The organism is Paenibacillus sp. GCM10012306 (genome assembly GCF_042649265.1).
In the GTDB taxonomy this organism is placed as follows: domain Bacteria; phylum Bacillota; class Bacilli; order Paenibacillales; family Paenibacillaceae; genus Paenibacillus_AQ.
Genome location: NZ_JBHRYW010000004.1, coordinates 414,705 through 438,876, shown reverse-complemented (window position 1 = coordinate 438,876; position 24,172 = coordinate 414,705). Strand labels below are relative to the sequence as shown.

At 48.4% G+C, this 24,172-nt stretch carries 22 protein-coding genes; all 22 read right to left on the bottom strand.

Features of this window, described 5'->3' with window-relative positions:
* Window positions 1-88: 88 nt before the first annotated feature.
* The 22 genes from argH to flgL all read right to left on the bottom strand — a co-directional run bounded on the left by argH (window position 89) and on the right by flgL (window position 24,170).
* Entirely contained in the window at window positions 89-1,504 is a 1,416-nt protein-coding gene (argH, locus tag ACFORK_RS12710) for an argininosuccinate lyase (protein WP_379199317.1), read from the bottom strand.
* A gap of 212 nt (window positions 1,505-1,716) precedes the next feature.
* Window positions 1,717-2,952 carry an argininosuccinate synthase gene (locus ACFORK_RS12705; protein WP_379199315.1) on the bottom strand — a complete coding sequence of 412 codons (1,236 nt, stop codon included), beginning with the start codon at window positions 2,950-2,952 and terminating at the stop codon, window positions 1,717-1,719.
* Window positions 2,953-3,240: 288 nt separating this feature from the next.
* Window positions 3,241-4,209: an ornithine carbamoyltransferase gene (gene argF / locus ACFORK_RS12700; RefSeq protein WP_379199312.1), complete on the bottom strand. Its 969-nt coding sequence runs from the start codon at window positions 4,207-4,209 to the stop codon at window positions 3,241-3,243.
* 3 nt (window positions 4,210-4,212) lie between these two features.
* Window positions 4,213-5,472, bottom strand: a complete 1,260-nt coding sequence (locus ACFORK_RS12695; protein WP_379199310.1) for an acetylornithine transaminase — start codon at window positions 5,470-5,472, stop codon at window positions 4,213-4,215.
* An 87-nt stretch (window positions 5,473-5,559) separates the two neighbouring features.
* Window positions 5,560-6,387: an acetylglutamate kinase gene (gene argB / locus ACFORK_RS12690; RefSeq protein ID WP_379199308.1), complete on the bottom strand. Its 828-nt coding sequence runs from the start codon at window positions 6,385-6,387 to the stop codon at window positions 5,560-5,562.
* A 52-nt stretch (window positions 6,388-6,439) separates the two neighbouring features.
* The gene (argJ, locus tag ACFORK_RS12685; RefSeq protein ID WP_379199306.1) at window positions 6,440-7,672 is read right to left on the bottom strand and encodes a bifunctional ornithine acetyltransferase/N-acetylglutamate synthase; all 1,233 of its coding nucleotides are present in this window, start codon (window positions 7,670-7,672) and stop codon (window positions 6,440-6,442) included.
* 21 nt (window positions 7,673-7,693) lie between these two features.
* Window positions 7,694-8,743: an N-acetyl-gamma-glutamyl-phosphate reductase gene (gene argC, locus ACFORK_RS12680; protein WP_379199366.1), complete on the bottom strand. Its 1,050-nt coding sequence runs from the start codon at window positions 8,741-8,743 to the stop codon at window positions 7,694-7,696.
* A 191-nt stretch (window positions 8,744-8,934) separates the two neighbouring features.
* Window positions 8,935-9,819 (bottom strand): YitT family protein, encoded by an 885-nt coding sequence (locus tag ACFORK_RS12675; RefSeq protein ID WP_379199303.1) that lies wholly within the window; start codon window positions 9,817-9,819, stop codon window positions 8,935-8,937.
* Window positions 9,820-9,907: 88 nt separating this feature from the next.
* Window positions 9,908-11,021, bottom strand: a protein-coding gene (gene prfB, locus ACFORK_RS12670) for a peptide chain release factor 2 (protein WP_379199301.1) whose coding sequence is annotated in 2 segments (ribosomal slippage) — window positions 9,908-10,948 and window positions 10,950-11,021 — 1,113 coding nt in all. Because the reading frame shifts where the segments join, the coding sequence is not laid out codon by codon here.
* Window positions 11,022-11,318: 297 nt separating this feature from the next.
* Window positions 11,319-13,826: a preprotein translocase subunit SecA gene (secA, locus tag ACFORK_RS12665; RefSeq protein ID WP_379199299.1), complete on the bottom strand. Its 2,508-nt coding sequence runs from the start codon at window positions 13,824-13,826 to the stop codon at window positions 11,319-11,321.
* Window positions 13,827-14,105: 279 nt separating this feature from the next.
* Complete coding sequence (hpf, locus tag ACFORK_RS12660; protein WP_379199297.1) at window positions 14,106-14,657, bottom strand: ribosome hibernation-promoting factor, HPF/YfiA family; 552 nt, start codon at window positions 14,655-14,657, stop codon at window positions 14,106-14,108.
* Between the two features lie 250 nt (window positions 14,658-14,907).
* Window positions 14,908-16,344 carry an S-layer homology domain-containing protein gene (locus tag ACFORK_RS12655; RefSeq protein WP_379199295.1) on the bottom strand — a complete coding sequence of 479 codons (1,437 nt, stop codon included), beginning with the start codon at window positions 16,342-16,344 and terminating at the stop codon, window positions 14,908-14,910.
* A gap of 259 nt (window positions 16,345-16,603) precedes the next feature.
* The gene (locus ACFORK_RS12650) at window positions 16,604-16,801 is read right to left on the bottom strand and encodes a cold shock domain-containing protein (RefSeq protein ID WP_019915069.1); all 198 of its coding nucleotides are present in this window, start codon (window positions 16,799-16,801) and stop codon (window positions 16,604-16,606) included.
* 220 nt (window positions 16,802-17,021) lie between these two features.
* Window positions 17,022-17,357, bottom strand: a complete 336-nt coding sequence (gene fliT, locus ACFORK_RS12645) for a flagellar protein FliT (protein ID WP_379199293.1) — start codon at window positions 17,355-17,357, stop codon at window positions 17,022-17,024.
* The gene (gene fliS / locus ACFORK_RS12640) at window positions 17,350-17,742 is read right to left on the bottom strand and encodes a flagellar export chaperone FliS (protein ID WP_379199291.1); all 393 of its coding nucleotides are present in this window, start codon (window positions 17,740-17,742) and stop codon (window positions 17,350-17,352) included. The genes fliT and fliS overlap by 8 nt, the downstream gene beginning before the upstream one ends.
* 20 nt (window positions 17,743-17,762) lie before the next feature.
* Window positions 17,763-19,352 carry a flagellar filament capping protein FliD gene (gene fliD / locus ACFORK_RS12635; RefSeq protein ID WP_379199288.1) on the bottom strand — a complete coding sequence of 530 codons (1,590 nt, stop codon included), beginning with the start codon at window positions 19,350-19,352 and terminating at the stop codon, window positions 17,763-17,765.
* A gap of 17 nt (window positions 19,353-19,369) precedes the next feature.
* Window positions 19,370-19,759 (bottom strand): flagellar protein FlaG, encoded by a 390-nt coding sequence (locus ACFORK_RS12630; protein WP_379199286.1) that lies wholly within the window; start codon window positions 19,757-19,759, stop codon window positions 19,370-19,372.
* A gap of 142 nt (window positions 19,760-19,901) precedes the next feature.
* Complete coding sequence (locus tag ACFORK_RS12625; RefSeq protein WP_379199284.1) at window positions 19,902-21,653, bottom strand: flagellin N-terminal helical domain-containing protein; 1,752 nt, start codon at window positions 21,651-21,653, stop codon at window positions 19,902-19,904.
* A 222-nt stretch (window positions 21,654-21,875) separates the two neighbouring features.
* Complete coding sequence (csrA, locus tag ACFORK_RS12620) at window positions 21,876-22,121, bottom strand: carbon storage regulator CsrA (protein ID WP_379199282.1); 246 nt, start codon at window positions 22,119-22,121, stop codon at window positions 21,876-21,878.
* Between the two features lies 1 nt (window position 22,122).
* On the bottom strand, window positions 22,123-22,578 hold the full coding sequence (gene fliW / locus ACFORK_RS12615) for a flagellar assembly protein FliW (RefSeq protein WP_379199280.1): 456 nt from the start codon (window positions 22,576-22,578) through the stop codon (window positions 22,123-22,125).
* A gap of 93 nt (window positions 22,579-22,671) precedes the next feature.
* Window positions 22,672-23,238: a DUF6470 family protein gene (locus ACFORK_RS12610; protein WP_379199278.1), complete on the bottom strand. Its 567-nt coding sequence runs from the start codon at window positions 23,236-23,238 to the stop codon at window positions 22,672-22,674.
* Window positions 23,239-23,252: 14 nt separating this feature from the next.
* Window positions 23,253-24,170, bottom strand: a complete 918-nt coding sequence (gene flgL, locus ACFORK_RS12605) for a flagellar hook-associated protein FlgL (RefSeq protein ID WP_379199276.1) — start codon at window positions 24,168-24,170, stop codon at window positions 23,253-23,255.
* Window positions 24,171-24,172 lie beyond the last annotated feature (2 nt).

Genomic DNA, 24,172 nt, shown 5'->3' with positions numbered 1-24,172 from the left:
TCCCCCGTACTTCAGTAACTAGGGATAGACAGTCTTTGTCATGTTCAGGAATACTCGCGCCCCTCGTCAGGTCATCGGTAATAATAACCTACAAAATAGCGTTCCCGTGTTTTACAACCCATTCATTCGCCTCATGCAAAGCAGCTTCTGCCCGCTCGATGGCAGCCTTCACTTGTACGGTAGCAGTGCCGCCGTATACATTACGTGCGTTCACAACGGCTTCCGGCTGCAATACTGCATAGATGCTCTCATCGAACAACGGCGAGAATTGCTTGAACTCATCAAGCGTGAGATCCAGCAGGAACTTGCCCTCGTTGATACAATACAGCACCGTCTTGCCGATCACTTCATGCGCCTGACGGAACGGCAAACCCTTGCCCACCAGGAAATCGGCGATATCAGTCGCGTTAGAGAAGTCGGTGTTCACCGCTTCGCGCATACGGCCCTTGTTCACCTTCATTGTAGCGATCATTGGTGCGAACAGCTGCAGCGCCCCTGTCAACGTGGTCACCGTATCGAACATGCCTTCCTTGTCTTCCTGCATGTCCTTGTTGTAAGCCAGCGGAAGCGACTTCAGCACAGTCAGCAGACCAATCAGGTTGCCATATACGCGGCCTGTTTTGCCCCGTACCAGTTCCGGAACATCGGGATTTTTCTTCTGTGGCATGATACTGCTTCCGGTGCAAAACGCATCATCCAATTCGACAAAGCTGAATTCGGTGCTGCTCCACAGTACCAACTCCTCACTAAGCCGGGACAGGTGTGTCATTACAAGCGAAGCATTCGCCAGAAACTCTACGATAAAGTCGCGGTCGCTGACAGCGTCCAGACTATTCTCGTACACACTATCAAAGCCGAGCTGCTCCGCCACAAAATGACGGTCGATCGGGAACGTCGTTCCCGCCAGCGCACCCGCTCCTAGCGGCAGCACGTTGATCCGTTTGTAGCTGTCTGTCAGGCGCTCCGCGTCGCGGCGGAACATCGACACATAAGCCAACAGGTGATGGGCGAACAGAATCGGTTGCGCCCGCTGCAGATGCGTGTAGCCAGGAATAATCGTCTCTACATTATCTTTGGCCTGCTCAATCAACGCTTCCTGAAGACTGTGCAGCAGACCCACCAATTCCACCACCCGGTTGCGCAAATAAAGATGCATATCTGTCGCCACTTGGTCGTTACGGCTGCGTCCGGTGTGCAGCTTGCCGCCGACCGGTCCGATCTCCTCAATCAAGTGCTTCTCAATGTTCATATGGATGTCTTCATCCGATACCGAGAAAACAACCTCTCCCGCACGAACCTTATCCAGTACTTTGTTCAGGCCCGCCTTGATCGTCTCTACATCCTCCTGCGGCAGAATTCCGCATTTGCCCAGCATGGTCACATGGGCCAAACTGCCCTGCACATCTTCTTCCGCCAACGCCTTATCGAATCCGATGGATGCTGTATATTCTTCCACCAGCTTGTTCGTTCCTTTGGTAAATCTTCCACCCCACAGCTTGCTCACCTGTCGACTCCTCCTCTTTGGACGTCAGAGAGCCGCTCCTGTCCTTGCGGGAGGAACGGCCCACTGTACGGTCCGCTTGTCTGATTACTACTTGCACATAATGCGTAATCCTAACAAACTAATCGTTACTTACATTTAATCCACTCAATGCATCATCCTGCCAAAAGGGTCCGCAAGGGTTACCTACTGGCAACGTACACGATACACTCCACTTATTTATTCGATTCCGACACGCCAGAAGATACTTTAAGACGCAGAGCGTTCAGACGGATAAAGCCTGTTGCATCTCCTTGGTCGTACGCCTGTGTCGGATCAGCTTCCATAGTCGCAATCTCAGGGTTGTACAAGCTTACTGGGCTCTTCACGCCGGCACCGATAATGTTGCCTTTGTAGAGCTTGACGCGCACTGTACCTGTGACATTTTGTTGGCTCTCAGTAACCAGCGCTTGCAATGCCTTACGCTCAGGGGCGAACCAGAAGCCGTTATACACCAAGGTGCTGTAACGGGTGATCAGGCTGTCGCGCAGGTTCATGACCTCGCGATCCATTGTGATGGACTCCATTTTGCGATGCGCTGTGAACAGAATAGTTCCACCCGGTGTCTCATATACGCCGCGGCTCTTCATGCCGACAAAGCGGTTCTCGACCATATCCACACGACCGATGCCGTGCTTGCCGCCCAGTTCGTTCAGCTTCTCCATGACCTGAAGCGGAGACAATGACTCGCCATTGAGGGCTACACAGTCGCCTTTCAGGAATTCAAGCTCCAGATATTCTGCTTCATCCGGTGCATCCTCAGGCGCATTGCTCAGCAGGAACATTCCTTTGTTCTCCGGTGCGCTTGGATCAAACCACGGATCTTCCAGCACGCCGCTCTCATAACTGATGTGCAGCAGGTTGCGGTCCATGGAATACGGCTTCGCTGCCGACGCCTGTACCGGAATGTCGTTGGCTTCTGCATAAGCGATCATTTCCGCACGACCCGGGAACTGGTTACGGAATTCTTCCAGACGCCAAGGTGCAATCACCTTGATGCCAGGTGCCAATGCCGCAGCATTCAGCTCGAAACGAATTTGGTCGTTACCTTTACCTGTAGCACCGTGTGCAATCGCAGTAGCTCCTTCAGCAATAGCGATGTCTACCATCCGCTTGGCGATCAGCGGACGGGCGATACTGGTGCCCAGCAGGTACTGACCTTCATACAGGGCACCGGCTTGGAACATTGGATAGATAAAATCACTCGCGAATTCATCGCGCAGATCGTCGATGTACACCTTCGACGCGCCAGTAGCAAGCGCTTTTTCCTCCAAGCCATCCAGTTCTTCCTTCTGGCCGATATCGGCTGTGAACGCGATGATTTCCGCATCATAAGTTTCCTTCAGCCATTTCAGAATGACCGATGTATCAAGTCCGCCGGAATAGGCGAGTACAATTTTTTCCTTAGCCATGAACAAGCAACTTCCTTTCGTGTGGGCTATATAAGATGTAGTGAATGCGAATACCGTTGAAGCCTCGTGTCCGGTCGTAACTGCGCGGAATGTTTGGACTTCCGATCGTTGTTATCATCAGATTTCTATGTTTAAGCCGCATGCTGCGGATGAAATCTGATGATAAAGACGACCGCTGACGCTTCTCCAGTTCCAAACTTCCACTACGTTACTTCTCCACTAGGATCAAGATACTTCTATCCACTCCATCTTATATAGATAATTATATTTTAAATAAGATCTATTTCCTTAACCCATCAGTGTAGCCATTAGCGCTTTCTGCGCATGCAGGCGATTCTCCGCCTGATCAAAAATCACCGAGTTCGGGCCGTCGATCACACCTGTGCTCACTTCTTCCTCACGGTGTGCTGGCAGGCAGTGCAGGAACAGATAGTCGCTTTTCGCACCCTTCACTAGCTCCTCATTAACCTGATAGTCCTTGAACGCCGCTTCACGCGCCAATTGCTCGGCTTCAAAGCCCATGCTCGCCCATACATCTGTGTAAATAACATCGGCGTCCTGCACCGCTTCCTGCGGGCTGGTCGTCACTACGATCTCTGCGCCAGTCTCCTTGGCGATCTCGCGAGCCTCTGCTACTACCGCTGCATCTGGCTCATAGCCTTGCGGTCCCGCTACAGATACATGCACGCCCAGTTTGGCTCCGCCGATGAGCAGGGAATGGGCCATGTTGTTGCCGTCTCCGATATAAGCCAGTTTCAAGCCTTTCAGGCGACCCTTGTGCTCATATACAGTCTGGTAGTCCGCCAGAACCTGGCAGGGATGCGCTAGATCACTCAGGCCGTTGATGACCGGCACAGAAGCGTACTTTGCCAACTCCTCGACCTTGTCATGACCAAAGGTCCGGATCATGATGCCGTCCAGATAACGGGACATCACCTGCGCTGTATCGCTAACAGTCTCACCACGTCCGAGCTGAATGTCATTTTTGCTCAGGAACAGCGCATGTCCTCCAAGCTGATACATGCCAACCTCGAACGATACGCGAGTACGCGTAGATGATTTTTCAAAAATAAGACCGATCGTCTTGCCCTTCAGCGGCTGATAGACCTCGCCGTTCTTCTGCTTCCGCTTCAGTTCAATCGCCAGCTCAATTAGGTACGTAATCTCCTCAGGGCTGTAGTCATTCAGCTCCAGAAGGTCGCGCCCTTGCAGCTTCTTGGCAATATCCTGTGCTTCACTTGGTATAACCTGATTCATGAACTAGGCCTCCCCGTTTGCTTCTGTAGCATAAGTATGAATGAGTTCCGAAAGGATGTCCACCGCCTGATCGATTTCCTCTTTACTGACATACAAGTTCGGAAGCAACCGGATGACATTAGGTCCAGCTGTTACGAACAGCAGTCCTTTTTTCTGTCCAGCCAGCACAATATCGCCTACAGGACCCTTGCATTCAATACCGATCAGTAGACCCTTACCGCGAATTTCAGTGATAAAAGGAATGTCTGCCAGCTTTTCTTTCAGTTGTCCGACCAAATAGCTGCCCGATTCCGCCGCACGTTGCGGCACATCATCTTCAAGCATCGTCTCAATAGTCGCTGACATCACAGCTGCCGCTAGTGGTGTCCCCCCGAAAGTAGTCGCATGACTGCCCGGCGAGAACGCTTCGCGCAAGTAGCCTTTGCCCAGCATCAACCCTGCCGGGAAGCCGCTCGCCACGCCTTTAGCCAGCGTGAAGATGTCCGGCTCAATATTGTAGTGCTGATGACCGAATAGTTTGCCGGTACGGCCCATTCCAGTCTGCACCTCGTCGACAATCAACAGTAGCCCGTGCTCTTTGCACAGTGCCGCCACTGCTTCAAGGAAGTCCGGTTGCACCTCAAGCACGCCGCCTTCCGCCAGTATCATTTCAATCATGATTGCTGCTGTATGCTCGCCGATTGCGGCCTTCAGCGCAGACAAATCATGCAGCGGCACGGTTTTGAAGCCTGCCGGCAGTGGCAGGAAGCCTTCTTTGACCTTTTGCTGCCCGGTCGCGGTCAGTGTTGCCAAAGTGCGGCCATGGAAGGATTGCTCGAAGGTAATAACCTCATAGCGGTCCACACCCTTGATCTTTTGCTGATAACGACGCGCCAGTTTGATCGCCGCTTCATTAGCCTCTGCGCCACTGTTGCAGAAGAAGACCTGGTCTGCGCAGCTATTCTCGGTAAGCAGTTTGGCTACTTTGTCCTGTCCCGGAATATGAAACAGGTTGGAGACATGCCACAGTGTATCGATCTGCTCTTTCAGCTTGGCGCCAACTTTCTCTGGAGCATGACCTAAACTGGTTACAGCCAGTCCGGAGGTGAAGTCCAAATACTTGTTCCCTTTGTCGTCCCACACCCAGCTGCCCTTACCTTTAACGAGGCTGATATCAAATCTCGCATAGGATGGGAACACCGCGCTCAACTTATCTGTCGATGTCGCTTGTCCTGTAGCGTCTTCTACTGCTTTACCATCTTCTACTTCTGTAAGCTTGCTCATTCCATTGTCACTCTCCTGTCATCTGCGCCGCTAAGGGGCTGCCTATTTATGGTGAACTTGAATCTGTCCAAGAGTACATCTACTGCTTTATCGGACGATGCGCGTTCCTAGCGCTTCCCCCTGTAAAACACGCCCCAACACATGGGGCTCCTTACCATCCACAATAACCACTTCAGACACACTGCCCTGGATACAGTCGATCGCAGCACGAACTTTGGGAATCATTCCGCCATAGATTTCGCCGCTGGCAATTAACGCTTCAATTTCCTGTACCGTTACCGATGGGAGAACTACTTTCTCCCCGTCTATTGTCCGCATAATACCAGGAACATCAGTCACTACGATCATTTGCGGTGAATCAATATGGGAAGCCACAGCTCCCGCTGCCGTATCTGCATTAATATTGTAACGCTGGCTGCCAGCATCCACCCCGATCGGGGCAATCACAGGAATATAACCCAAGGCGAGGATACCCGTCACAATCTCTGCCTTCACCCCGGTTACTTCTCCGACCAGCCCTACCTCGGCGCTATTCGCTACCGGACGAACGGTAATCAAGTTGCCATCCACGCCGGACAATCCAAGCGCAAGCCCCCCGCTGCCTTGAATTCGACGTACGATGGCCTTATTAATGCTGCCCGCCAACGTCATCTCCACCACGTCCAGCACTTCCTCTGTGGTCACTCGCAGACCATTTACAAAGCTACTCTCGATGCCTAGCTTCGTCAGGTTCTCGGAAATAGCCGGACCGCCTCCATGAACGATCACAGCCTGAACCCCGTCCGCTTGCAGGTCTCGCAGCTCCTCAAAGAACGAATCCGGAAGTGCCGCTAGCGTACTGCCACCACATTTCATCACGAACAGTCGATCAGCTTTATTGTCCTGTATAACTCTATCGGTTGCATTCATTACCATACCCGTGTCCCTCCCTGGAGCACTTTAGCATTCAGCAGCCATGCCCGCAGGGTTAGGTGCGGTATGCAGCATTAATGCGCACATAATCATAAGTAAGATCACAGCCCCACGCAGTGGCCGTTCCCTCTCCATCATGCAGCTTTACTGTAATCACTACCGTGTCACTCTTCTGCAAGTAGACCAAAGCCTGCTCTTCATCAAAAGCAACCGGCTTGGATTGCAGCAGCACCTCGATCTCACCGAGCGAAATATCCACCCGTTCCGGTGAGACCGGAACTCCGGCACGCCCCACAGCAGCAATAATCCGTCCCCAGTTCGCATCCGCGCCGAAAATCGCCGATTTCACCAAACTGGAACCGACCACCGTCTTCGCAATGGCAGCAGCAGCATCGTCATTCACTGCCCCGCTAACCTGAACCTCGATCAGCTTCGTTGCACCTTCACCGTCACGAGCAATCGACTTCGCCAGACTCTGGCACACATGCGTAAACGCAGCGGCAAAGTTATCCCAATCCGGGTGCGACCGGTTCAGCTTACTATTCCCTGCAAGTCCGCTAGCCATCGCCACAAGCATATCATTCGTACTAGTATCGCCATCTACCGTAATCATATTAAAAGTAACATTCGTCGCAGCGCGCAGCAGATTCAACAAATCCTCACCGTCAATGGCGACGTCTGTAGTCACAAAGCCGAGCATCGTCGCCATATTGGGATGAATCATCCCGGAGCCCTTCGCGGCACCGGCAATCACGACCTCTACACCGCCTACCGATACTTTTACGCAGCACTCTTTTTTCACCAAATCAGTAGTTAAAATCGCTTGGCAGAACTCTTCTGCTCCGGCAGCCTCTCCATTCAGCTTCTCTGGCAATCCAGCAATCCCGCTCCGCACAGCATCCATCTTGAGCAGTTCCCCGATCACGCCAGTCGAAGCAACGGCCACATTCTCTTCCGCCACATTCAGCTGACGGGCAGCAGCAGCACGCATCTCATACGCATCCGCTTCACCCTGTTCTCCTGTACAGGCATTGGCATTACCGCTGTTCACCACAAGCGCCTGCAGCGTTCCATTCACCAAGCTTTCCCGCGTCACCTTCAGTGGTGCGGCCTGAAATACATTCGTTGTATATACCCCTGCTGCCGTAGCGGGCACCTCACACAGGATGGCGCCGAGGTCGTTGCGGTCTGTTTTTTTCAAGCCACAGTGCAAGCCTCCGGCTTTGAAGCCCTTGGGTGTTGTGATGCTGCCGTCTTCCACGACGGTATATGTTTGCTTCTCGCTCATCGTCTCTTTTACCACTGAACTCTACGGATACACAGGTGTATAGCCGAGGCCAAGGGTTTCCTCCCATCCCATCATCAAATTGAGGTTCTGTATTGCCTGCCCTGCTGCACCCTTCACGATGTTATCAATAACGGATACGATCGTAATGCGCCCGGTACGGGGGTCTGCCGCAAAGCCAATATCACAATAATTAGAGCCGCTAACTTCCTTCGTCGCCGGAATCACTCCCGCGTCCCGCACACGCACATAAGGTCTGCCTGCATAATACTTACGATATAAGTCCACAAAATCCTGCTCCGTATATTGCCCGTTCATTCCCGCATACATCGTGCTCATAATGCCCCGTGTCATTGGTACGAGGTGTGTGGTGAATGTTACCGTAACGTCTTTCCCTGCTACGTCCGTAAGCGTCTGCTCAATCTCTGGAATATGTTGATGTTTGTTGATTTTATAAGCTTTGAAATTCTCATTCATCTCTGAAAAATGCACCATCAGGCTCGTTCCACGACCTGCTCCGGACACCCCTGATTTGGCATCTATAATGATGCTGTCATGCTTGATCCAGCCCGCTTCAATTGCCGGAACCAACCCCAGCAGCGTAGCCGTAGGATAACAGCCGGGATTGGAGATAAAATCAACGCCTGCAGCCCGCTCTCCATACACCTCGCAGAGTCCGTAGACCGCCTGCTCCAGATAAGCCTCGGCCGGTGCCGGATGCTTATACCACTGCTCATAAGCTGCACCGTCCTTCAAACGGAAATCACCAGACAGATCCACAACCTTGAGTCCTGCCTCAAGCAGCTGTGGGACCAACTTCGCACTTACCCCAGACGGAGTAGCTGTGAATACAACATCCGCCTTCTTAGCGATCTCTCCTGCATCCACACCGTCCAGCCTTCGCTCCACTACCCCAGTCAAATGCGGGAAACCTTCTTCGATAGGCACCCCGGCGCTAGATGAGGAAATCACTGATGTAATCTCCACCTTAGGATGGCTTTGCAGCAGCCTGATCAGCTCCACGCCTCCGTATCCCGTTGAACCCACAATTGCCGCCCTCAGCTTGCTCTCCACCGTCATCCCCACTCTCTGCTTGATGTTACTACTCTAATCTATCTGGTCGTGCCTGATATTAAACTTAATGTATAGCCGCTCTGAAATATGTATTATTATACGACTCAATTAATATAAATACAACATATTAAGTTAACTTTGTACAGTTATTAGGTATAAAAAAAGAAGCGCGACTCCCCGCGCAGGGGAGTTCACGCTTCTCTTTTAAATCCTTCGCCCAGGACTTCATGGGCTTCCGTAATGATTACAAACGCCCCCGGATCGACCGAGCGAACGATCGCTTTAAGTCTTGTGATTTCGTTCTGGCCAACCACAACCATCAGCACTGTGCGATTGTCACCTGTATATCCACCTTGAGCGTTCAATTTCGTCAGACCACGGTCCAGATCATTTAGTATCGCCTGGGAGATTTCCTCTGTCTGCTCCGAGATAATATAGGCAACCTTGGTATAGCTAAAGCCGACCTCCAGCGCATTAATGACTCTACCCGTGACGAATAAACCGATCAACGCATACATCGCCTGCTCCATGCCGAGTACAAAGGCGGCCAGTGTAATTACCGTGCCATCCAGTATTACGACTGACATTGAAAAACTCAGACCAGAGAATTTCTGAATAATCTGGGCCAGAATAGACAGCCCGCCTGTTGAGCCACGACCTCGGAACACCAATCCAAGACCAAGACCTACCCCAATCCCTCCATATATGGAAGCAAGGAGTGGATTAGTAGTCGGAACGGGACCATCTTTGGTCAAAAAAATAAACAACGGCAGCACAAAGCTGCCCAGCAAGGAGCGCATTCCATATTGCTTGCCCAGCAATACTACCCCCAGCACGAACAGTGGAATATTCAGTGCCCACTGGGTAAAAGCAGGCTCTGCCCCAAACCAGGCTTCAGCCAGTACGGATAGACCGGACACCCCTCCAGAAGCGATCCGGTTTGGCAGGAAAAACAAATTAAACGCAAGCGCCGTAATCAGCGACCCCAACAAAATCAGTCCTACATCCACTGCATGGCGCAGGGGTCCATTCAACGGAATGAACGGCGGCTTATTGCGCGAGTTGATCTTTTGCATGAAAGGCTCTCCTTCAAAGTAACTTTATCTTTTCTCTTGACGCCAAAAATTCCTACGCTTCCGAAGATGCGTAGGAATTCATTTATACTTATTCTGCTTCAGTCTTGATCTGGCTGCGCAAATATCCATCAACAAATGCGTCCAGATCGCCATCCATTACAGCACCCACGTTTCCTGTTTCCACGGAAGTGCGGTGATCCTTTACCATACTATAGGGATGGAACACATAGGAGCGAATCTGGCTGCCCCAGGCAATATCCGACTGTTCCCCTCGGATTTCATCCAGCTGTTGTTGCTGCTCTTGCAGCTTGCGCTCATATAACTTGGAACGAAGCATTGTCATCGCCCGTTCCCGGTTCTTGATCTGGGAACGTTCATTCTGACAGGTCACAACCACACCGGTTGGTATGTGCGTGATCCGCACCGCCGAGTCTGTCGTATTGATGTGCTGACCCCCGGCACCACTTGCCCGGTAGGTATCGATTTTGAGATCCTCTGTACGGATCTCAACTTCCACATCATCAGAGATTTCCGGTACCACATCACAGGATACGAATGAAGTATGCCGTCTGCCGGAGGAGTCAAAAGGCGAGATACGCACCAAGCGGTGTACGCCCTTCTCTGCCTTCAAATACCCATAAGCGTTAAAGCCTTTGATTAGCAAGGTCACACTCTTGATGCCTGCCTCATCACCCGGCAAGTAATCAAGTACCTCGACCTTGAAGCCGCGTTTCTCTGCCCAGCGCGTATACATCCGCAGCAGCATTTGTCCCCAATCCTGGGACTCTGTACCGCCTGCACCCGGGTGCAGCTCCAGAATCGCATTCATCTTGTCGTACGGCTGGTTCAGCAGCAACTGCAGCTCGAACTCATCAACCTTAACGACCAGAGCGCGGATATTGCCGGCAACCTCCGCCGCAAGCTCCTCATCGCCCTCTTCATCGGCGAGCTCAGCCATCATTGCAGCATCATCATAATCCTGCTGCAGCTTCTCATACTGATCTACCGAAGACTTAACAGCATTCATCTCAGCGATAACGCCCTGAGCCTGCTCGCTATCATCCCAGAACCCGGGAGCTGCCATCTTCTCTTCGAAGTTGGCAATCATCTCTTGCTTGAGGTCTAAGTCAAAGAGACCCCCTAAGGTTGGTTAATTTCTTGCCAATTTCCCGCAAGTCCTGCTTCACATTTGGATCTATCATATGTCACTTCACCTTTCAAAAATGAGTTGCCGGCCTGGCTTATTTAAGTACATGCTTGGTGAATATCGGCCATTCCGAGATTATTGGACTCCGATCGCTGTTATCACCAGATTCCATCTATTACACTGTATTGCGCAGTAAGAATCCGGTGATAAAGGCGAACGCTGACGCTTCTTCAGTTCCAATAACCTCTACATTAAATTTCACCAAAAAAGCACCCAAAAGAGCGGCCGGCCGTAACGGAAAATCCCCGGGCCCAGCCGCTCTTTGCTGTTACATGCCTAGAGAACGTATAAATTATGCGTTCTGACCGTGGCAGTTCTTGTATTTCTTACCGCTTCCGCAAGGACAAGGATCGTTACGACCGATCGCTTCTTCCACATGCACCGGACGCTTCTCAGCCGGCTCACCGTTAGTGGAGATTTTATCTTCTTCCACTACGGATTGACGTTCCTGATTGGCCTCGATGTGTGCCTTCATAATATAAGTCGCCACTTCTTCCTGAATGTTGGCGGTCATTTCATTAAACATTTCGAAACCTTCGAACTGGTATTCACGAAGCGGATCTGTACCGCCGTATGCACGGAGGTGAATCCCTTGACGCAGTTGATCCATCGCATCAATATGATCCATCCATTTGCTGTCTACGGAACGAAGTACGATAACCTTCTCGAATTCACGAACAAGCTCTGAGCCAAGACGTTCTTCGCGGGCTGCATATTTCTGCAGTACACGATCGAAGATATAGTCTGTGATCTCCTCAACTTCTTTGCCCCACAGATCATCGCGAGTCAATGTGCCTTCATCCAGCAGTTTGCTGTTCACATAATCCGCGACTTCCTGCAGTTCCCAGTTCTCAGGAATATCGTCGCTACAATGGGCATGAACTACGCGGTCAATGACCGGTTTGATCATTTCCATTACAACATCCTTGATGTCTTCAGATTCAAGAATCTCACGACGCTGCTTGTAGATGATTTCGCGCTGTTGGTTCATAACATCATCGTACTGGAGAACCACTTTACGGATATCAAAGTTATTGCCTTCTACCCGTTTCTGAGCAGACTCGACAGCACGAGTAATCATCCGGCTCTCAATCGGCTGATCTTCTTCGAATCCAAGACGGTCCATCATGTTCAGTACATTGTCTGCACCGAAACGCTTCATCAGCTCATCGCCAAGTGACAGGTAGAACTGTGTTGAACCCGGGTCGCCCTGGCGTCCAGCACGTCCTCGAAGCTGATTATCAATCCGCCGTGATTCATGACGCTCTGTACCAATGATATGCAATCCACCGAGTTCAGATACACCTTCACCCAGAATGATATCTGTACCACGTCCCGCCATGTTCGTAGCGATCGTAACCGTACCCGGTTGTCCCGCATGAGAGATAATTTCTGCTTCCGCCGCATGATGCTTCGCGTTCAATACTTGGTGTCTGACACCTTTGCGCTTCAGCATTTCGGAGAGAAGCTCGGAATTCTCGATGGATACGGTACCTACCAATACCGGCTGATTCTTCTTGTGACGCTCCACAATCTCAGCTACTACGGCATTGAACTTGCCGTTCTCGGTCTTGTAAACTACATCCGGCATATCCTGACGCTGGTTTGGCTTGTTCGTTGGCACCTGAAGAACCTCAAGACCATAAATCTTCTTGAACTCCTCTTCCTCAGTCTTGGCCGTACCAGTCATGCCGCCGAGCTTCCGGTACATCCGGAAATAGTTCTGGAAAGTAATCGTCGCTAGCGTCATGCTCTCGTTCTGTACTTGAATTTCTTCCTTCGCTTCAATCGCCTGGTGCAGACCGTCGCTGTAACGGCGGCCAGCCATCAGACGGCCCGTGAATTCATCGACAATGACAACTTCATCTTCGTTAACGACATAGTCCACATCGCGGCGCATAATTACGTTCGCCTTAAGGGCCTGAACGATATGATGGTTCAGCGTTACATTGCTGTGGTCATACAGGTTTTCTAAGCCAAAAGCACGTTCAGCCGTAGCCACACCTTTTTCAGTCAAAGCAACGGATTTCACCTTGATATCAACTGTGTAGTCTTCTTCTGCCTTCAATTTCTTCACAAACCGGTCAGCCGCATAGTACAGCTCTGTCGACTTCTCAGCTTGTCCCGAAATAATCAGCGGTGTCCGTGCTTCATCCACCAAGATGGAGTCCACTTCGTCAATGATACAGAAATAGAGCGGACGCTGTACCATCTGCTCTTTATAGAGCACCATGTTATCCCGCAGGTAGTCAAAACCAAACTCGTTGTTCGTACCATACGTGATATCGCAAGCATACGCCTCTTGTTTATAAGCATGGTCCATGCCGCTCAGGTTCACCCCGACCGTCATGCCCAAGAAATTATAGATTTGTCCCATTTCAGCACTGTCGCGCTGAGCCAGGTAGTCATTCACCGTAACGACGTGAACGCCTTTACCGAGCAGTGCATTCAAATAAACAGGCAATGTACCTACAAGGGTCTTCCCTTCACCTGTTTTCATCTCGGAAATACGGCCCTCATGCAGTGCCATACCCCCAACCATCTGTACGTCATAATGGCGCTTGCCCAGCACCCGCTTGGAAGCTTCACGAACCGTAGCAAATGCTTCCGGAAGAAGCTCGTCCAGAGTAGTACCTTTCTCGATCCGGGCCCGGAATTCTTCTGTCTTCGCTTTCAGTGCTTCATCGGAAAGCGCTGCGAAATCCGGTTCCATTCCATTAATGATTTCGACTGTTTTCGAGAGTCGTTTAACATCACGATCATTAGTATCGCCAAAAATTTTCTTTACAAGTCCTAGCATGGTTAACCCCTTTCATGCAACACAGATGGTGGAACCTTAGCCCATCCCCACTTAAATTGAAAGGGCCAAAATGCAGAATCGATTCCGCTGCTTCATAAATTGTAACAGTTTGTAAGAGATGCCGCAATACAAGCAAATACTTGGCACATTTTCATACATAACTATATATACGCACAAGAGCCCTATTCGCTTCACGCGAATAAGGGCTCGTTTAATTTTTTTACATCTGACTGATCATTAGCACTTCTAAATCTCACCAGTTATTGAATTGGCTGAAGTTTAGTTCTGTTCAATCAGTCCGTATTTACCATCATTACGTTTGTAAACAACACTCACTTCGGATGTATCGATATTGGAGAAGACGAAGAAGTTATGTCCTACCATGTTCATTTGCAGGATCGCTTCCTCCACATCCATAGGTTTCAGAGTAAAGCGCTTGTTCCGTACAACTTCCAAATCATCCGTATCCTGTTCTTCTACAGCTACAGAGCTGCCACTGCCTTCCACGAATAATGTCTTCAGGCTGCCTTCTTGGCGGAACTTACGGTTCAATTTGGTCTTGTGTTTACGAATTTGGCGTTCCAGCTTGTCCACTACGGCATCAATGGATGAATACATGTCATCGCTGCGATCCTCGGCACGGAGCGTCACACCCGCAAGCGGAATAGTTACTTCCACTGTATGAAGGCCGCGTACAACGCTAAGCGTTACATATCCTTCTGAGGTAGGGGGTGCATCGAAGTACTTCTCAAGTCTGCTGAGCTTCTTATCAACATAGTCTCTCAAAGCGTCGGTCACTTCAATTTGTTGACCTCGAATGCTAAATTGCATGGGGCACTCCTCCTTTGTTTACAGCTCCATTATACCAAATTGTTAGAGCTAAGTAAAAAAAAATCATTACAGCCTTTACATTTAGCTAACAAAATAGCCACAAGATGTTCCCTTGAAAAAAGAAGTCCGGAAAGAGTGAAGAAACGACCCTTCCCGGACGGTTACAATTCTATTTTGCTAAAGACTATAATTGCTCATACACAGTTAAACTAGATCCTCACTTGGGCATCTGCTACCTGATTTTCTTCTATTATGGCTGCTTCGTATGGAAGCGAACAACCTCTACGGATGACCAGTTGCTACCGGAGCCGCTAACGAGATAAACCTTATAACCCGTTCCCGCAGTAAGTCCAGTTAAGGTGTACGTGTGACCTATCCCTGGAAGTACAGACACGGTACCCGTCCATGGAGCTGTCAGCGTAACACCTGTACTGTTCTGTCCAGCTGCTACCTGTGCAGCGCTTGGTACGGCATCCTTCTCAGGAAGCACTACGTACTTAACCTGCTGAGCCGTTCCACCAGCTTGTCCATATTTGAAATACACATCTGCCGTTACGGTTCCGACTTGTCCCGGTTGTGCCAGCGTAATGGCGTCCCCATTGGTCGCAGCTGTCTTCAGCTGTACCTTTGTTACGGAGGACCAATTGCCGGAGTTGTCCGTAATCACAGCGAATGTAGCATATTCTGTGTTAGCTTGCAGGCCATAAACGGAGAATGAAACAGTTGTGCCCGCAGACGTTACCTTGTGTCCATGGTTTACAACCGTTACATCAGCACCACCTTGTCCGCCTTTCACTTCTGCCACACTTGGTGTTACCAGCGTACCGGTGTATGGAACCACAACATAATACACTTCACCTGTTACTGAAGGGGTAAGGTACACATCTGCTGTAACCGATCCAACATGTCCATAGGTGGCACCAGTAACCGTTGGTGTGGTGATGGTTCCGCCACCTCCACCACCGCCTCCTCCGCTGCCCCCACCAGGAACAGAGGTAGGTACTGGCGTAGGGCTAGCTGTAGGTACAGGTGTAGCCGATAGCGTTGGTACTGGTGTTGGTACACCACCTGGTGCCGCCGGTTTATACACAACCGAGTTGCTAATGATACCTACGGCCTCGGCACGGGTCAGCGCTTTTTTAGGGCCGAATGTTCCATCTGGATAACCGTTTATGATCTTCTTATCTGCGGCTGCAGCAATTGCGCCTCGGCTCCATGCCGCAAACTGGCTGCTGTCTTTAAATTTAGTAGTCATCGCATTCGTGCTCAGCTTCAACAGCTTGGCAGTAATCACGGCTGCTTCCTGTCTAGTTAGGGGATTATTTGGACGGAACGTATTATTTTCATACCCTCCAATGTATCCCGCTTTGACAGCCTTAGCTACTTCAATGTAGGACCAATTCGAGCTCTTAAGATCCGTGAAGCTAACAGTTCCTGTCTCAGTGAATCCGAACAGACGATTTACGAAGGCAACATATTCTGCACGCGTTATCGCATTGTTGGGCTTAACTGTACCATCGGGGTATCCCCCAAGATATCCCTTATCAAGCCATTGCTGCAATTGCGCCTGAGCCCAGTGTCCCTGAATATCTTTGGGTACAGCGGCTGCAGATACACTGCCCAGAGAGCCGAGCAACATGCTCACTCCCAGCATTCCAGTCATAAGACCACGCCACATCTTTTTCATTTTGCAGTTCATCCTCTTACAGAAAGTATAGTGTGCGCCCAGGTAAGATAAAAAGCTCAACGCAACCCATTACCCGAGTATATGGAGGACGAAACCTTTTTATGGAAAATTATAGTTATATAAAATATCTCTGCACGCTCAATCGCCTAATGATTGCGTATACAACAAAAAAGAACCTCGGGAATATCCCAAGGTTCTCGCTAGCGTTGTATCAATTGCTAACCATCTACCATATATGTAGGTCGGCTTCGCCGGATGATTATAATTTGATTACGTTAGCTGCTTGTGGTCCGCGTGCACCTTCAACGATATCAAATTCTACGGATTGACCTTCATCCAATGTCTTGAAACCGTCTGTTTGAATCGCGGAAAAGTGTACAAATACGTCCCCACCGTCTGCAGTCTCGATAAAACCATAACCCTTTTCTGCATTAAACCATTTTACTTTACCTTCCATTGATTAAACATTCCCTTCGTCATCAGATGAACGTGAGTCTTGCTCACAACTCGACTATACCACCGCTGCTTCTCAATTGTCAATTGGAATAGTAAATGATTACATGCAATTATTTACCATTCATTAATTTTCCAGATTAAGAGCTTACAAAATGATAACGATCAAAAGGAGCAGACGTTATATAATACCCGTCTGCTCCTTCGCTGAAACAACAAAGACTTTATTTTTTGCGGTCCATTAGAAAGCTGTCAGGGGTGTAGGCAGCCTCGTAGGCGCTGCGCTGGGCCTTGGCTTGATTGCGCTTATATAGCCAGTCTTGTGCTTCCAGGCGAAGGGCGTTCATGCGAGCCATGATTTCAGGGTCGTGTTCCAAAATACGTGTGATTTCGAGTTTTTGTGCAGAAGTAGGCTTGCCACGTTCGACTTCAAACACCAAGGAATCGACAAGCTTCTGACGTTCTTCTACAAATTCTTCAATCTCTTCATAAGCCAAGTCATAGAGTCGGTTCATGATGTCTTGGGTGAGACTATTTAAATCGACAATAAGCTTATCCATGAGCGCTTTCGGTCTGGCTTGCGGCAATCTTGGAGGCTTGCAACCAGGTTTCCCGGAGATCCGTTAGATAGCCAACCGCTTCTTCCGCTTTCTCTGAACTCTTGCTGATATTAGCCTGAACCAGTAAATAATTCGTATATTCATATAATGAATATAGCGATTTGGAGACTTCATAGGATTGATCTAATGTGCTCATAAGCTCACTGACAATCGTCTGAGCTTTCCCTAGATTTAGGCTTGTTTTCTCATAGTCTTGCTTGCTGAGTCCATCCATTGCAGCTCTCACAAACCTGATCGCTCCGTCATACAGCATGATGACCAATTGTGCGGGTGTCGATGTCTGAACAGAAGACTGACGGTATTTTTCATATGGAGAAGTAAGCATGAATTTCACCCTTTAATTTATTATTTTCCTAGGCCGGATAACAAGCTGGAGGACTGAGCGGTTAACTTGCTCATGGCTTTTTCCATCGCTGAAAATTGTTTGTAGTAGCGGTCTTCGGTGTTGTTTAGATTGGTCATCAAGGTAGCAATGCGGTTATTGTAATCCTTCAGCGTTCTACCCATAACACTTTCGTCTTTAAAAGCACTCGAAAGATCCATAGAGAACCTATTGGTACCTGCACGATCAGACATCTTCTCAATTGCACTTGTAATCTTGTCCTGCATTTTCCGAAAGATGCCCTCTTTGGGTGCATTTGCAGGGCCCTGGAAAAGATCTATTGCCGTTTGAGGATTAGCATTCACGGCGTTCTTAAATTTTTCTTCATCAAGAACCAGCTTTCCGTTCTCCATATAATTTCCAGTGGTGATGCCAAGGGAGCTAAGCGGCCCAAGCTTTTCTGTTAGGATACCGCGCATTTGTGTGAGAAGAGGGCTTATAATATCATTGTTCTTGAACAGACCGCTTTTGGCCTTCTCTGTCCATGTCTTGATATCATCCTCTTTCATATCTTTCTTCTGGTCATCTGTCAGCGGCTGAAAGTCGCGATATTTAGCTTCATTGATCTTAGCATTCAAAGAGGTAATTAAGCTATTGTAATCTTCAATGAATCCCTTGATTGTGTCTAGCGCTTTTTGTGGATCCGCTTGAGTTTTGATAAAGACAGGATTATCTTTAGAAGTTGTTTTTTGTAACGTTAAGTCGACACCGTTCACGCTGATGTTATTGCTCTTGTACAGAAGTTTCTGATTGTTAATTATTACTCTAGCATCCAGACCATTTTTGTTCTCTGTAATACCTCCAAAAAGTGAGAGCACCTTGGAATCTGCTCCTATTTCTACTTTTCTGTCTGTACTTGTAGGATCTTGAGCCGGCTGAGCCGGCTGATACGGACCAACTGGATCCTCGTCAGCTGGAACTACATCATCTGGATCCGGCTGAACTGGATTCCCACTAACCTTAGAACGAATTAGTAGCTGCCCTGTTACTTCATCAAAACTGGCAACCACATTTGCTTTGGTGTCAGCATTAATCGTAGAGATCATGGAAGAAATCGTTGTGTTTTTTGTAAAACCCTCGAAACTGACTTTATTTATAGTGAGTTTATAGGCATTTTTTTCATAAGTCGCTTTTTCCTCAGCATCCATATTAGACGTATCGGTTTTATCCAATTCCCCCAGGGTAAGCGCTCCTGTCTTGCCAATTCCAATACTATCAGTCTTTACAGTTGTGTAAGTTGCCAGTCGGGTAATACTTACCTTCATATCAATTCCGTTTGCGCCTGCCTTAGCCTCTGCCTTTAGCGCATCAGTATCTCCAGAGGTGACCGCCTTCTGAGTATTCATAGCAGCGCTCACACCATATTTTGTTCCCAGTTTATTGGTCCGAAAATCATACAGTTTACTGTTAACTTCCCGGTATCCCTCACGGGTCCATTGCAGAATTTGCTTCTGTTGGTTTAACTTATCGAGTGGTACCCGTTTGGCATTCATCATACTCTTAACCATACTATCAATATCCATACCCGAAAATCCATTAATCCGTGTTACCAAAACAGCACCTCCTAAACTTAAATTTTCTCGTCTACCAATATACCTGCAATTTCCATCATTTTAGCAACTAAATCAAGCGTTTTTTCTGGCGGAACTTCCCGAATAAGCTCTCCTGTATCCTTGTTGAGAACTTTCACCATAATATCATGCGTCTTCTCATGGATGCTGATCTCCAGCGTGGTCTGAGGGCCTTGAAGGGATCTCACTGCCCGTTCTATGGTCCGAATGAGCTGCTCTTCGGCAACAGATACATTAACACCTTGCTTCTCTCTCAGGTCCATATCCTTGGCATCCCGAATAGTTGACATTTGACTTACAGCTGTTACCGAACTATTAGCGGATGTAACTTCAGGTCTGCCTTGTCCACCCGAAACCGAACTGGCAGAAAGTGAAAACTGAACATTCATTAACCCCGACCTCCAACGACGCTCATTTTATACTCTATATATCGGTTAGTCTGAAGGATATTTTAGGGATTTCAATAAAAGTCAATATAAAAAAAGAAAAAAGCCCCGGGTTTCCCCAGGGCTCGATAAAAGAGATTTAAAATTAACGAAGCAATTGCAGAACGCCTTGTGGCTGTTGGTTCGCTTGAGCCAACATAGCTTGTGCAGCTTGTGCAAGGATATTGTTCTTTGTTTGCTCCATCATTTCTTTCGCCATATCAACATCACGGATACGGGATTCAGCAGCAGTCAGGTTCTCGGAAGCTGTTCCCAAGTTGTTGATAGTGTGCTCCAGACGGTTTTGAACAGCACCAAGCTTAGCGCGTTCGCTGGATACAGATTGAGTAGCTTTATCCAGAACTGCGATAGCCTTAGAAGCATCTTCTCTTGTGGAGATGTTCAGGGCAGCTTCTGCTTTCACATCGTTAGTTCCGTTAGTAACGGAATTTTCTTTAGTGAATCCAGCTTGTCCAGCGTTACCAGTGATGCCAAGAGCAGAAGCACGAACATCATTGATTTGTAGGGACATGGATTGACCAGTGTTAGCACCAATTTGGAACTTCGTGGAGAAGCCAGAACCTTGAGCGCCAGCGCCTACGACTTGTTCTACGTTCTTGATAGCTTTACCTTGAGCAGCAGTAAACCCAAGTTGTGCCAGAGCAGCACCAGATCCATCTGCTACACTAATATCTTTTCCTGTCTCAGAAATAAATTGAATTTCATTATCCTTAGACAAGGAAGCAGTTACTTTGCTATCTAATCCGGCTTTTTGAAGAGCAGCATTCAAGTCTTTAACCAGATCGTCCATGGCAGCTTTTGCTACATTAGCATCTGCATTTTTAGTGTCATATGTTTTTGCATTAGGACCAGAGTTCAGGTTAACTTCAACATCGCTTTCTGTTCCAACTTTGATTTTCAAAGTTGCACCAGATGCGATACTTGGGTTAGTAGCACCAGTAGCGTTAAGTGCCGTTCCACCTTGCACGCCTGCACGCTCTACAGTAGTCGGGTTACCTTTAACTTCTTTTCCAGTAGCTGCTGCATTTGCAAACCCAAGCATTACTGCTGCTGCATTATCATCAGCAGTAATAGTAAGGGAACTTGTACTTCCACTTGATTTTGCTGTGAAAGTTAAGCCTGCACCATTGTCTTTGATATCCACGAGATCAGAAAGTTTTACTCCACCCGATGTAGCATTGTTTAATTGAGTGATCAGATCATCTTTCGTAATGGCCGTTGCAGGCACAGCCGGAGGACCCGGAACTGCTGCTACACTGAAATCTTTTTTCAGTATAGAAGTAATATCGAATGTAGTTCCATCAATTTTAATTGTAGCTGCTGTTAAAGCAGAGGCATCTGCATTTCCTACAAACGTAGTGGCACCAGCAATTTCTGCCTTAGTTGCTTGTGTAACTTTACCGCTCTCACCGGAACCAATACCACCATTCAGCAATTTTTGAGTATTGAACTCAGTAGTGTTGCCGATACGGTTGATTTCGGAAGTCAGTTGGTTCATTTCATCTTGCAGAGCGCCGCGGTCAGTATCAGTGTTAGTACCGTTCGCGGATTGGTTGGAGATTTCACGCATACGTTGCAGGATGCTGTGAGTTTCGTTCAGCGCGCCTTCAGCTGTCTGAATCAAAGAGATACCGTCTTGAGCATTACGGGAAGCTTGATCCAAACCGCGGATTTGACCGCGCATTTTTTCGGAGATTGCCAGACCGGCAGCATCGTCACCAGCACGGTTGATGCGAAGACCGGAAGACAGTTTCTCAATATTTTTGTTAGTGTTAGCTGTGTTAGCAGATAGTTGGCGGTGAGTATTCAACGCCGCGATATTGTGGTTGATAATCATTTGGTATTTCCTCCCTGAAATTAAGTTAGTTCCACATCCTTGTGGTAAACGCCGAACCATTAAGGTCGGCCGCCCTGCCGGATCAGCGTCTACTACATATATCGACTTCGTACCGCAAACTGTTTAGAGCAATTCGAAATTTTTTTCAATATTTTCTTGTCGAAAATGCCTACATCACAAAAAAACCTGAGGCTTACGCCTCAGGGAAGTGAATATTCGTTTTCATTCGCCGCTGCCATTAGGTCCGCGCAGTCGATGAATGAGTGCAAAAAGATCGGATTGCTGGGGAGCGGCAGACTCGCGATTGGCTTCCTGTATCGAGAGATAAACTTCTTTGCGAAAAATATCAACATGCTTTGGAGCGGAGATTCCTATTTTCACCGTGTCACCCTCCACACTCAAAACCGTCAACTCAATCTGATCCTGGATGACGATCGATTCTCCCTTCTTTCGGGAAAGCACCAGCATATCATCCACCATCCTTTCCGTCGATAGCCACCTGCATTTGCAGCAGACTATGCTTCGTGTGATAAGGTGATTTGTGCAGCACAATTTGTTTTCCGGTTCGGTTATCCGGGTTCAGGACAATGGGAGCCAACAAATTAATCGTAGATTGCTCTGTCTGTTCCTTGAGTGTAATCATGCAGCGTACAGCGGCATTGGAGCCCATTCCAAGCTCCTCCGCTTCTTCATCCGGCAGTTCAAACTCATAGGTAGGATAGAACGAGAACGGATCACCGAGTAAAAAGGACAGTCCCTTACTCTTGATAGATTGCAAATACCAGAATGGCGCCTCCACCATCGCGATCAGTGCAAACTCCGTCTCTTCGTCAAAGCCCGGAATCCCTTTGGAGAAATGATAGAGTTGCTCCTCTTGTACTTCAAGCTCACCCCAGGAAAGTGTTTCTATAATCAAATTGTTCACTCCTCAAAAAGTTTTGCTGCGCAAAACCAATTCTAATAAATTGCAAATAACAGAAAAGCTATACAGGCGCTCTAGGCACCTCTATAGCTTATTTTACAATTGAACGCCCACTTCCGGCGGAATAAACTGCACAGAAGCATACTGTTTCATATAAATATCAAATTTTCCGCGAGTATACTCGATCTCTGGCTGATGCCTTTCCACTTCAATATCAACCTTCGCAGGACGATAATCAAGCTGTGGAGCCCTGGTCTCAATATGTATATCCACATTATCGTAAGAGGCCGGTCCGCGCATCTCTGGGAAAGAATTCGGCTCGGTATCTGTACCGTAAACCTCAGCGATAGTGTTGCCTGGCTTAAAGAATTCAGCCATCCGGTTGCCCTGCTCTACCCTTCTAGCCAACCCTTGCAGATATAACTGCTGAATACCGGAGTATATGCGTTTATTCATATCAAGCATATTGCCACCATGATAAGCAGCCCAAGCGCGAGACTGATCTACCTGAAGCTCGGGCCGGAAAGATTGAACGGTTAGTTCGCCCGGAGTCGTAGTTGTCTTGACCTCAGCTTTGGGCTGAGTAATCGAAAACGAACCCGGTTCTGCATCTATTCCAAGCAATGCCGGAGTCTGACGAATCTGGAGTATAGGCTGGAGCATAAGGCTCACCTCAATTACCTGATGAAGTCAACTAATGTAGTGGAAATAATCTTGGCTCCCACCGAAAGCGAAGCGTTATAGATATTCTCTTGAATCTTGGATTGCATAATGAGTCCTTCGTAATCGGCATCTTCGGTCTTGGCTTGCAGATCTGTCAGGTTCGTATTCAAGTCAGATAAACGATCCCGCATCAGTTCTACACGGTTGGTCTTGGCACCAATCTCCGAACGAGCTGAGAGAATCGTCTCTACACGAGTATCGATTTTATCCAGTTGACTGGAGACAGCCGTAATATTGCCCGATTTCAGGCCCTCAGAAATATTATTGATGATTGCAAACAGATTATCAGCATCCCCAATACTACCAAACACATCATTTCCGGTAATATTGATCGGCATCTGCACACCTTCACCTACGATAAACTGGATTTGTCCGTTATCTGTAGTGATCTCTTTAGAAACATCATAAGTGCCGTCGGCACCTTTGGTAAAATCATATGGTTTGGTAGTGTACTCCTCACCATTGAAAATGTACTTACCATTAAGCTTACTGTTGGAGATGTCTACGAGTTGCTCCTTCAACTGCAGTACTTCTTGGTTAATACTGTCCAACGCCGTCTGGGGATTGCTTCCTGTTGAACCCTGTACAGTCAGTTCGCGCAGACGTTGAATGACATCTCCCGCCTGTCCCAGAACCGTGTCATTGAAATCGAGCCAGGAAAGGGAACTATCGACATTCCTTGTATACTGCTCATTAGATGAAAGCTCTGCGCGATAGCGGAGAGAATAGGTAATGCCTACCGGATCATCGGAGGGCTTGTTGATTTTGCGGCCGCTCGAGAGTTGTAGCTGAGTATCATTCATCGTTCTCGCGTTGCGGTTCAGGTTAAGCAGCAATTGTGAATTCATCATATTCGATGTGACTCTTAACATGT

What these genes read in the sequence shown, in the direction of transcription:
- ACFORK_RS12630 (WP_379199286.1), bottom strand. Translation starts at nt 19,759, where the DNA reads ATGAATGTTCAGTTTTCACTTTCTGCCAGTTCGGTTTCGGGTGGACAA.
- secA (WP_379199299.1), bottom strand. Translation starts at nt 13,826, where the DNA reads ATGCTAGGACTTGTAAAGAAAATTTTTGGCGATACTAATGATCGTGAT.
- hpf (WP_379199297.1), bottom strand. Translation starts at nt 14,657, where the DNA reads ATGCAATTTAGCATTCGAGGTCAACAAATTGAAGTGACCGACGCTTTG.
- argF (WP_379199312.1), bottom strand. Translation starts at nt 4,209, where the DNA reads ATGAATCAGGTTATACCAAGTGAAGCACAGGATATTGCCAAGAAGCTG.
- csrA (WP_379199282.1), bottom strand. Translation starts at nt 22,121, where the DNA reads ATGCTGGTGCTTTCCCGAAAGAAGGGAGAATCGATCGTCATCCAGGAT.
- ACFORK_RS12675 (WP_379199303.1), bottom strand. Translation starts at nt 9,819, where the DNA reads ATGCAAAAGATCAACTCGCGCAATAAGCCGCCGTTCATTCCGTTGAAT.
- argJ (WP_379199306.1), bottom strand. Translation starts at nt 7,672, where the DNA reads ATGAGCGAGAAGCAAACATATACCGTCGTGGAAGACGGCAGCATCACA.
- ACFORK_RS12705 (WP_379199315.1), bottom strand. Translation starts at nt 2,952, where the DNA reads ATGGCTAAGGAAAAAATTGTACTCGCCTATTCCGGCGGACTTGATACA.
- fliS (WP_379199291.1), bottom strand. Translation starts at nt 17,742, where the DNA reads ATGCTTACTTCTCCATATGAAAAATACCGTCAGTCTTCTGTTCAGACA.
- fliT (WP_379199293.1), bottom strand. Translation starts at nt 17,357, where the DNA reads ATGGATAAGCTTATTGTCGATTTAAATAGTCTCACCCAAGACATCATG.
- ACFORK_RS12695 (WP_379199310.1), bottom strand. Translation starts at nt 5,472, where the DNA reads ATGAGCAAGCTTACAGAAGTAGAAGATGGTAAAGCAGTAGAAGACGCT.
- ACFORK_RS12625 (WP_379199284.1), bottom strand. Translation starts at nt 21,653, where the DNA reads ATGATTATCAACCACAATATCGCGGCGTTGAATACTCACCGCCAACTA.
- ACFORK_RS12610 (WP_379199278.1), bottom strand. Translation starts at nt 23,238, where the DNA reads ATGCTCCAGCCTATACTCCAGATTCGTCAGACTCCGGCATTGCTTGGA.
- ACFORK_RS12655 (WP_379199295.1), bottom strand. Translation starts at nt 16,344, where the DNA reads ATGAAAAAGATGTGGCGTGGTCTTATGACTGGAATGCTGGGAGTGAGC.
- flgL (WP_379199276.1), bottom strand. Translation starts at nt 24,170, where the DNA reads ATGTTAAGAGTCACATCGAATATGATGAATTCACAATTGCTGCTTAAC.
- ACFORK_RS12650 (WP_019915069.1), bottom strand. Translation starts at nt 16,801, where the DNA reads ATGGAAGGTAAAGTAAAATGGTTTAATGCAGAAAAGGGTTATGGTTTT.
- argB (WP_379199308.1), bottom strand. Translation starts at nt 6,387, where the DNA reads ATGGTAATGAATGCAACCGATAGAGTTATACAGGACAATAAAGCTGAT.